The organism is Halorubrum sp. SD612 (assembly GCF_002135005.1).
Map to the genome: position 1 here is coordinate 1 of NZ_NEWI01000121.1, position 8,228 is coordinate 8,228.

At 72.3% G+C, this 8,228-nt stretch carries 9 protein-coding genes; 1 reads left to right on the forward strand and 8 read right to left on the reverse strand.

From position 1 onward, the window contains the following. Positions 1-186: 186 nt before the first annotated feature. Positions 187-342, forward strand: a complete 156-nt coding sequence (locus B9G38_RS18290; protein ID WP_167373085.1) for a hypothetical protein — start codon at positions 187-189, stop codon at positions 340-342. 39 nt (positions 343-381) lie between these two features. Here the strand turns inward: B9G38_RS18290 and argF are convergent, their stop codons facing one another. The 8 genes from argF to argH form a co-directional block, all read right to left on the reverse strand. Continuing rightward, on the reverse strand, positions 382-1,281 hold the full coding sequence (gene argF / locus B9G38_RS12595; protein ID WP_086220589.1) for an ornithine carbamoyltransferase: 900 nt from the start codon (positions 1,279-1,281) through the stop codon (positions 382-384). Positions 1,282-1,345: 64 nt separating this feature from the next. Beyond that, the gene (locus tag B9G38_RS12600) at positions 1,346-2,527 is read right to left on the reverse strand and encodes a [LysW]-lysine hydrolase (RefSeq protein WP_086220590.1); all 1,182 of its coding nucleotides are present in this window, start codon (positions 2,525-2,527) and stop codon (positions 1,346-1,348) included. Beyond that, entirely contained in the window at positions 2,527-3,654 is a 1,128-nt protein-coding gene (locus B9G38_RS12605; protein WP_086220591.1) for an aspartate aminotransferase family protein, read from the reverse strand. Before B9G38_RS12605 ends, B9G38_RS12600 begins: the two co-directional genes overlap by 1 nt. Further along, complete coding sequence (locus B9G38_RS12610) at positions 3,651-4,619, reverse strand: acetylglutamate/acetylaminoadipate kinase (RefSeq protein WP_086220592.1); 969 nt, start codon at positions 4,617-4,619, stop codon at positions 3,651-3,653. The genes B9G38_RS12605 and B9G38_RS12610 overlap by 4 nt, the downstream gene beginning before the upstream one ends. Next, positions 4,616-5,665, reverse strand: coding sequence for an N-acetyl-gamma-glutamyl-phosphate reductase (argC, locus tag B9G38_RS12615; protein ID WP_086220593.1), 1,050 nt, complete (start codon positions 5,663-5,665; stop codon positions 4,616-4,618). Before argC ends, B9G38_RS12610 begins: the two co-directional genes overlap by 4 nt. Then, complete coding sequence (gene lysX / locus B9G38_RS12620) at positions 5,662-6,555, reverse strand: lysine biosynthesis protein LysX (RefSeq protein ID WP_086220594.1); 894 nt, start codon at positions 6,553-6,555, stop codon at positions 5,662-5,664. The genes argC and lysX overlap by 4 nt, the downstream gene beginning before the upstream one ends. 40 nt (positions 6,556-6,595) lie before the next feature. Continuing rightward, the gene (gene lysW, locus B9G38_RS12625) at positions 6,596-6,784 is read right to left on the reverse strand and encodes a lysine biosynthesis protein LysW (protein ID WP_004599337.1); all 189 of its coding nucleotides are present in this window, start codon (positions 6,782-6,784) and stop codon (positions 6,596-6,598) included. Between the two features lie 252 nt (positions 6,785-7,036). Continuing rightward, the coding region (gene argH / locus B9G38_RS12630; protein WP_086220595.1) for an argininosuccinate lyase at positions 7,037-8,228 on the reverse strand (1,192 nt) is incomplete at its 5' end.

The following is an 8,228-nucleotide window of genomic DNA, read 5'->3' on the forward strand; positions in this document are numbered from 1 at the left end:
CCCGCCCCGACCACACGGCGCCGCACCTCACACCGCCCCAGCCTCGCGGTTCACTCCGGGCTCCCTTCGGTCGCCCGTCGCTCACCGCGTCCCTCGCGCGTGCGACTCGCGCCCCGCGGGCGCTCGTCGGCACGCGCCGCCGCTCCGCCGACACGCATTAGTCCGCCGCGGCAGGATCGACTCGGTATGGTCCTCGGCCTCGTCGTTCCGGCAGCTATCTCGTTCGTGTTCGCCGCGGTCGCGGCGTACGTGGGCGCCCTCCGCGCGCTGGAGGTGTACTTCGACCCGAACCAAGACAGCGTCTTCCTCATGGACGACCGCGAGCCGCCGTACCGCCGGTGAGGCCGCGGCAGTTCCGGTTCGGCCCCGCCAGCGGCGCCCTCACGCCTCGCCGAGCAGCTCGACGAGCAGCGCGTTCTGCGCGTGCATCCGGTTCTCCGCTTGGTCCCAGACCAATGCCCGGTCGGATTCGAGCACGCCGTCCGTGATCTCCTCGCCGCGGTGCGCGGGCAGGCAGTGCATCACCTTCGCGCCGGTGTCCGCGAGCAGGTCGGCGTTCACCTGGAACCCGTCGAATGCGGCGAGCTTCTCCTCGCGCTCGTCCTCCTGCCCCATCGAGATCCAGACGTCGGTGTAAACGACGTCGGCGCCCTCGATAGCGGTCGCCGGATCAGCCGTCGGCGCCACGTCCGCGCCGAACTCGGCGGCGCGGTCGAACACGTCGGGGTCCATCCCGTAGTCGGCGGGCGTGGCGACCTCCACGTCGACGCCGGCCATCGCCGCGCCGACGACGAACGACTGCCCGACGTTGTTGCCGTCGCCGACCCACGCGACCGTGGCGTCCTCGCCGACCGTCTCCCGGATCGTGAGGAGGTCGGCGAGCGTCTGACAGGGGTGCGCCTCGTCGGTGAGCCCGTTGATCACGGGACAGTCGGCGTACTCGGCGAGGGTCTCCACGTCCTCGTGGTCGAACAGCCGGGCCATCACGCCGTCGACGTACCGGCCGAGGACCCGCGCCGTGTCCTTCAGCGGCTCGCCGTGGCCGAGCTGGATGTCGTCGGGACCGAGGAACATCGCGTGGCCGCCGAGTCGAGTCATGCCCGTCTCGAAGGAGACCCGGGTGCGCGTCGAGGGTTTCTCGAAGATCATCCCCAACGTCGCGTCCCCGAGTCGAGGGTCGGTCTCGCCCGCCTTCATCGCGGCGGCGCGGTCGAGCAGGGCGTCCAGTTCGGCGGGCGTCACGTCGTCGATGTCGAGGAAGTCGTCGGTTGCGAGGGGCATCGTTGGTGTGGTGTCGGGTGGTGGTGTCGTTCGAAAACAGTCGGTTTCGGGGAGGTGCGTCGGGTTACAGTCGCTCGCGGCAGACCTCGGTCAGCACGCGCACGGCGCGGTCGAGGTCGGGTAGCGGGAGCCGCTCGTCGGGCGCGTGGTCGAGGTCGGAGTTCCCGGGCCCGTAGGTGACCATCGGGCAGTCCCACGCGGCCGCGAAGAGGTTCATGTCGCTCGTGCCGGTCTTCCGGAGCAGGCGCACGTCGCCGCCCGCGGACCGGATCGCGACGCGGAACGCCCGCGCGAGGTCGGTCCGCGGACTCTCCATCACGGGCGGCATCGGCTCGCCCCAGCGGACGGTGCCGGTCGACAGCTCCGCCTCCGCGAGCTCGTGGATCTCGTCGACCGGCCGCGACGGCGGGATCCGCAGCTGGACGTCCACCGTCGCCTCCACGGCGAGGCCGTCGTCGCTCAGGCCGCCGTCGACCGAGATGGGCTTGGTCGTCACCTGGTCGAACACGGCGGTCTCCGCGTCGTCCGGCGTGAACGCCTCCTCGACGCCGTGCCACCAGTCGATCGCGTGCTGGATCGCGTTCGGCTCCGGCCGCGAGGAGTGGCCCGACTCGCTGGTGTTCACGTACGTCCCCTCGAGCAGGCCGCGGTAGCCGAGCGTGATCCCCTGCCAGCCCGACGGCTCGCCGTTGACCACCGCCTCCGGCGCGTCGCGGTCGCCGATGAGGTGGCGCGCGCCGCCGGAGTCGACCTCCTCGCGGACGACGCCCGCGAAGGAGACGCCGGTCTTCACCGCGGCGACCGCCATCGAGACGAGCGGTCCGGTCGCGTCGACCGACCCGCGACCCCACAACACGGGGTCGCCGGGGTCGCCGACGCGGACGTCGGAGGGCTCCGGCAGCTCGCCCTCGGACGGCGCGGGCCGCACCTCGACAGGGATGTCGCCGGGGACGGTGTCGACGTGCGAGGTGAGGAGCACGGCGTCGTTCGCCGGGGCGCGGACGTTGCCGACCTCGTCGATCCACGCCTCCCGGCCGTTCGCCTCGAAGAAGTCGACGAGGCGCTCGGCCGCCCGCTCCTCGTTGCGCGACGGCGAGGGGATCGAGACCATGTCGTACAGCAGCTTCCGGGCCGGCGTGTCGCAGGCCGCGGGGTAGCCGCCGCCGGCGACGACGTCGGTGCCGCCGGCCGCGGCGTCGTCGGCCGCCTCGCCGCCCTCCCGATTCTGTTCCTTGCCGGCCGCCATCAGCCGACCACCTCGGCTATCGCGTCGACGACGGCGTCGGCGTGCTCGCGCTCGATCGTCAGCGGCGGCAGCAGGCGCAGCACGGTCCGCCCCGCCGGCAGCGCGAGGATCTGGTGGTCGATGGCGAGGTCGCGCAGCAGGCGGTTCGACCCGCGGCGCACCTCGATCCCGACCATCAGCCCGTCGCCGCGCACGTCGCGCACGTCGTCGCCGAGGCGGTCGCGGAGCTCGCTGCGGAGGTAGTTCCCGACCGCCTCGGCGTGGGCCGGGAGGTCCTCGCGCTCGATCACGTCGAGGGTGGCGCCCGCCGCGGCCGACACCACGGGCCCGCCGGAGAACGTCGAGCCGTGGTCGCCCGAGTCCTCGGCGATCCAGTCGCGACACAGCGCCGCGCCGATCGGGAGCCCGCTGCCGAGCCCCTTCGCGGTCGTGAGGATGTCCGGTACCACGTCGTGGCGGTCGGCGGCCCACATGTCTCCGGTGCGCCCGAGCCCGGTCTGGATCTCGTCGAGGATCATCGCCGCGCCGGAGGTGGCGGTCGCGACGCGGACAGCCTGGAGGTACTCGGTCGGGACGGGGTTGATCCCGCCCTCGCCCTGGAGCGGCTCCAAGATGACCGCGGCGGTGTCCTCGTCGACCGCCTCGCGCATCGCCTCGGCGTCGCCGTACTCGACGAACTCGACGCCGCCCGCGAGCGGGCCGAACCCGTCCTTGTACTTGTCCTTCCACGTCGTCGCGAGGGTCCCCATCGTCCGGCCGTGGAACCCCTGCGTGGTCGCGATTATCTTCTCGCGGCCCGTCGCGTGCCGGGCGAACTTCAGCGCGGCCTCGTTCGCCTCCGTCCCGGAGTTACAGAGCCAGACGTTGTCGACGTCGACGGGCGCGACCTCGGCCAACCGCTCGTACAGCGCCGTCCGCGCCGCGTGCGGGTACGACGCCTGGACGTACAGCAGCTCCTCCAGTTGGCTCGTCGCGGCGTCGACGACCTCCGGGTGGCAGTGGCCGACCGGCGTACAGGCGTAGCTGGCCCCGAAGTCGAGGTACTCCGTGCCGTTCGTGTCGGTGAGGTGTACCCCATCTCCCGAGGCGATCCCGATCGGCTTCTCCGAGAAGACGAAGCCGCTCACGCGGTCTCACCTCCGTCGGGTTCGGCGAGTCCGCTGTCGCCGTCCGCCTCTCCGGTTTGGCCGTCCGCTGCCTCGTCGTCTCCCCCCGCTGTTCCGTCGCCGCCGAGCGCCGCCCGCTCGATGGTCGTCCCCTCGCCGCCGAGCGCGGCGACGACCGGGTCGCGGACGTTGGCGTCCGCGATCACGACGCGGCCCGCTCCGCCTTCGAGCGCCTCTCTCGCGGCCATCACCTTCTTGCCCATGAACCCCTCGGCCGCGTCCTCGACGGCCGCCAACTCGTCGGGCGTCGCGGCCGCGTCGATGCGCGTCTCGGGGTCGTCCGGGTCGGCGTACACGCCCGCCACGTCGGTCAGGAGGACGAGGTCGGCGTCGAGCGCGCCCGCGACCGCCGCGGCCGCGCGGTCGGCGTCGGCGTTGACCGCCGTCACCTCGCCGTCGCCCTCGTCGCCCGCCATCGGCGGCGAGACGACCGGCGTGTAGCCGCCGTCGAGGAGGTCGGCGAGGAGGTCGGCGTTCACCGACTCGATCCGCCCGGAGTGGTCGCCGCGCCGGATCTTCCGCTTCCCGTCCTCGACGACGCGGACCGCGGACTTACGCGGCCCGGCGAGGAGGCCGCCGTCGACCCCGGAGAGGCCGACCGCGTCGACTCCGGCCGAGCGGAACTGTGCCGTCAGTTCGGTGTTGAGCTTGCCGGCCATCGCCATCGCGAACGCCTCCATCGTCTCCGCGTCGGTGAACCGCCCGGTGACGCCCGAGGCGGACTCGACGTAGTCGGGCTCGATGCCGAGCCGTTCGAGCGTCTCGTCGACGACCGTCGAGCCGCCGTGGACGACGGCGACGGGGCGCCCGTTGGCCGCGAGGTGCGCGACGTCGCCGACCGCGCCGGCCGGGTCGACCGCCTTCGCGCCGCCGACCTTGACGACGACGGGCGGCTCGGCCGCCGGTTCGGAACCACTCCCCGTCACGGCGCACCCACCGGGTGGAGCCCGTCGAACTCGAGGCCCGCCGTCTCGGGCAGTCCGAGGGCGACGTTCGCCGCGTGGACCGCCTGCCCGGCGGAGCCTTTCATCATGTTGTCGATCGCCGAGAAGACGACCACACGGCGGTTGCCGGGGTCGAGCTCGAAGCCGACCTCGCCGTGGTTCGTCCCGGCGACCGCCTTCGGCTCGGGGTAGCGGTAGACGCCGCCCCCGCCCGAGACGATCCGCTCGAACGGTTCGTCCGCGTAGGCGTCGCGGTACGCGCCCCAGAGGTCCCCCTTCGAGACCGGCTCGTCGGGGAAGACGTGACACGTCGCGCTCGCGCCGCGGACCATGTCGACCGCGTGGACCGTGAAGGAGACGGAGAGCCCGATGTACGCCTCTATCTCCGCCTCGTGGCGGTGGCCGGTCGGGGCGTACGGGCGCACGACGCCCGAGCGCTCCGGGTGCGAGGAGGCCGCGCCGCCGCCCGCGCCGCCCTCCGAAGAGCCGACCTTCACGTCGACGACGACCTCGCCGCTCTCGGGACCGAGCGCGCCGGCGTCGACGAGGGGCTTCAGCCCGAGGATTGTTGCGGTCGCGTTACAGCCCCCGCCGGCGATCAGGTCGGCGCCGGGGAGGTTCCCGCGGTTGATCTCCGGGAGCGCGTACTCCGCGCGCTCCAAGTACTCCGGCGACTCGTGCCCGTCGTACCACTCGTCGTAGGCGTCGGCCTCGGGGAGCCGGAAGTCGGCCGAGAGGTCGACGACGGTGTCGGCGGCCTCGGAGAACTCGTCGATGCGTTCCATCGAGACGCCGTGGGGCGTCGCCGCGAACAGCACGTCGACCGAATCGAGGTCGTCCGGGTCCGAGAAGCGCAGGTCGAGGCCGCGCAGGTTCGGGTGCGAGCGCCCGACGGTCATGTTGTCGGCCGACCGCGAGGTGGCCTGAACGACCTCGAAGTTCGGGTGGCCGGCGAGCAGCCGCAGCAGCTCGCCGCCGGTGAAGCCGGTGCCGCCGACGACGCTCGCGGTGTAGGTGTCGGCGCTCATGCGCTCGCCTCCTCGGCGTCTTCGTCCGCCAGCTCGGCCGCCTTCGCCTCCAGCCAGTCGACGACCCGCGCCGGGACGTCGACGTCGGTGGCCGAATCGAGCGCCTTGAACTCGACGGTGTGGTTCACCTCGTGAACGGTGTACTCGCCGGAGTCGGGACCGCCCACCTCCATCAGGTCGACGCCGAGCATGCCGCCGCCGACCGCGTCGGAGGCCCGCTCGACCAGTTCGGTCGCGCGGTCGTCGAGGTCGAACGCCTTCGTCTCGCCGCCCTTCGCGGCGTTCGTGAGCCAGTGCTCCGACGACCGCGTCATCGCGGCGACCGGCTCGCCGTCGACCGCCAGGACGCGGATGTCGCGGCCGGGCTTGTCGACGAACTCCTGGACGTAGAACACCTTGTGCTCGTAATGGCCGAGCGTCTCCTTGTGCTCTACAATCGCCTCCGCGGCGTTGCGCGAGTCGATCTTCGCCATCAGCCGCCCCCACGAGCCGGTGACCGGCTTGAGGACGCAGGGGTAGCCGAACTCCTCGATCGCCTCTAAGGCTGCCTCCTTGGTGAACGCCACCTCCGTCGCCGGGGTCGGCACGTCGGCCTCGGCGAGCGCGAGCGAGTTCTTCGCCTTGTCGGCGCAGACGTCGCCGGTCTCCGGCGAGTTCACCACCGGGACGCCGTAGCTGTCGAGGAACCGGGTCGCGTACAGCGACCGGCTCGTCGACAGACAGCGGTCGACGGCGATGTCGAGATCGTCGACCGCCGCCGTCGTCGACTCCAGCCCGAACCGCTCCTTCCGGACGTCGATCTTCTCGACGTCGTGGCCGCGGTCGCGGAGCTCGTTGAGCAGGAGCTTCTCGTCCTTCCGGATCCGGGAGTAGAGGATCCCTACGCGCATGTCGACCACTCGCGTGTCGCGGCCGTGGCGGTCGTCGCCATTACTCGCCCCAGTCCTCCTCGAGCTCGGGCGCCTCCTCCAAGACGACCGGGTCGAGCGAGATGACCTCCAGCTCGGTCCCGGTGACCGGACTGTCGATGATCTCGCCGACCTCGACGTCGGCCGGAATCTCGATCTCCTCGCCCGTGATCGGGTCCTCCGCGGTCAGCGTGTCGGTGTCGCTCGTCATCGTGGCAGACACTCGTCCTCGAATAGGGATAAAGGCTTCGAACTTATTGGGTAGTTTACATAAAACGGATCGGCCGCTAACGGGATCAGTTCGGCGAAATCGAGTCGTATCGAGATCGGATGTCAGATCTCGGTAGTAAGTGCGTCCCCCTACGGGGACGGTCGTCGTCGCCGATCGGATCGGCACCGACCGAGCCGCCGCCGATCGGTGCCAATCCGATCGGGCCGACGGCGGCCTCGCGGCCGTCGCGGCTCAGACATAGCGACCGACCTCCGCGTCCAGCGCTTCGCTCGCGGCGTCGAGCGCGTCGCGCTCGGCCGCCAGCGCGGCGTCGTCCGCGTCGATCCCGGCCTCGGCGGCGGCGAGCTCGTCGGCGACCGCCTCGGGGGCCGGTCCCCCGGCGGAGTCGCGGCTCGCCGCGCTCTCGGCCGGATCGAGCGCCGACTCCACGTCCTCGCGGCTCACGTACGCGGAGAGGGGCTCGCCCGTCACCTTTCGCGCGGCCTCGTCAACTTTTGCGGCCGCCGCGTCCGGCGAATCGCCGTCCTCGACCGCCTCCGCGGCCGCAGCGACGATCTCGTGGGCCGTCCGGAAGGGCATCCCGCCCATCGCGAGCAGGTCCGCGACGCCGGTGGCCGTCGAGAAGCCCTCGCCCGCGGCGGCCGCGAGCGCGGCCTCGTCCCAGTCGGCGGTCGCGACCGCGCCCGCGGCGACCTCGGTCGCCTCCCGCACGTCGCCCGCGACCTCGAACACGCTCGCGTGGGCGCGCTGGAGGTCGCGGTTGTAGGCGCGCGGGAGCCCCTTCAGCAGGCTCAGGGTGCCGGTCGCCTCGCCGATCGCGTCGCCCGCGACGCCGCGGGTGAGCTCCAGCGTGTCGGGGTTCTTCTTCTGGGGCATGATCGAGGAGGTCGACGAGTAGGCGTCGGAGAGCTCGACGACCCCCTCCTTCGAGAATATTATCAGGTCCTCCGCGAGCCCCGACAGCGTCGTCGCGAGCGTCGCGAGCGCGCTCGCCGACTCCGCGAGGAAGTCGCGCGTCGACGCGGCGTCCATCGAGTTGCGGACCGTCCCGTCGAAGCCGAGCAGCTCGGCGGTGCGGTCGCGGTCGACATCGAACGGCGTCCCCGCGAACGCGGCCGCGCCGAGCGGCGACCGGTTCGCCCGGTCGTACGCGTCGAGCAGGCGCTCCGTGTCGCGCGCGAGGCCGCCCTCGTACGAGAGCAGGTAGTGCGCGACCGTCGTCGGTTGGGCCGGCTGGAGGTGGGTGTACCCCGGCATCACCGTCTCCGCGTGCTCGCTCGCGACCTCGACGAGCGCCTCGCGGGCGCCCACGGTCGCCTCGGCGGCGGCCAGCAGGTCCCCGCGCAGGCGGTACCGGATACAGGTCGCCACCTCGTCGTTGCGCGAGCGGGCGGTGTGCATCCGGCCGCCGTCCGGGCCGACC

Bases quoted from the DNA above. Each gene is read 5' to 3' on its own strand.
- B9G38_RS18290 (WP_167373085.1), top strand. From the start codon at position 187: ATGGTCCTCGGCCTCGTCGTTCCGGCAGCTATCTCGTTCGTGTTCGCC.
- argF (WP_086220589.1), bottom strand. From the start codon at position 1,281: ATGCCCCTCGCAACCGACGACTTCCTCGACATCGACGACGTGACGCCC.
- B9G38_RS12600 (WP_086220590.1), bottom strand. From the start codon at position 2,527: ATGGCGGCCGGCAAGGAACAGAATCGGGAGGGCGGCGAGGCGGCCGAC.
- argC (WP_086220593.1), bottom strand. From the start codon at position 5,665: ATGAGCGCCGACACCTACACCGCGAGCGTCGTCGGCGGCACCGGCTTC.
- lysX (WP_086220594.1), bottom strand. From the start codon at position 6,555: ATGCGCGTAGGGATCCTCTACTCCCGGATCCGGAAGGACGAGAAGCTC.
- lysW (WP_004599337.1), bottom strand. From the start codon at position 6,784: ATGACGAGCGACACCGACACGCTGACCGCGGAGGACCCGATCACGGGC.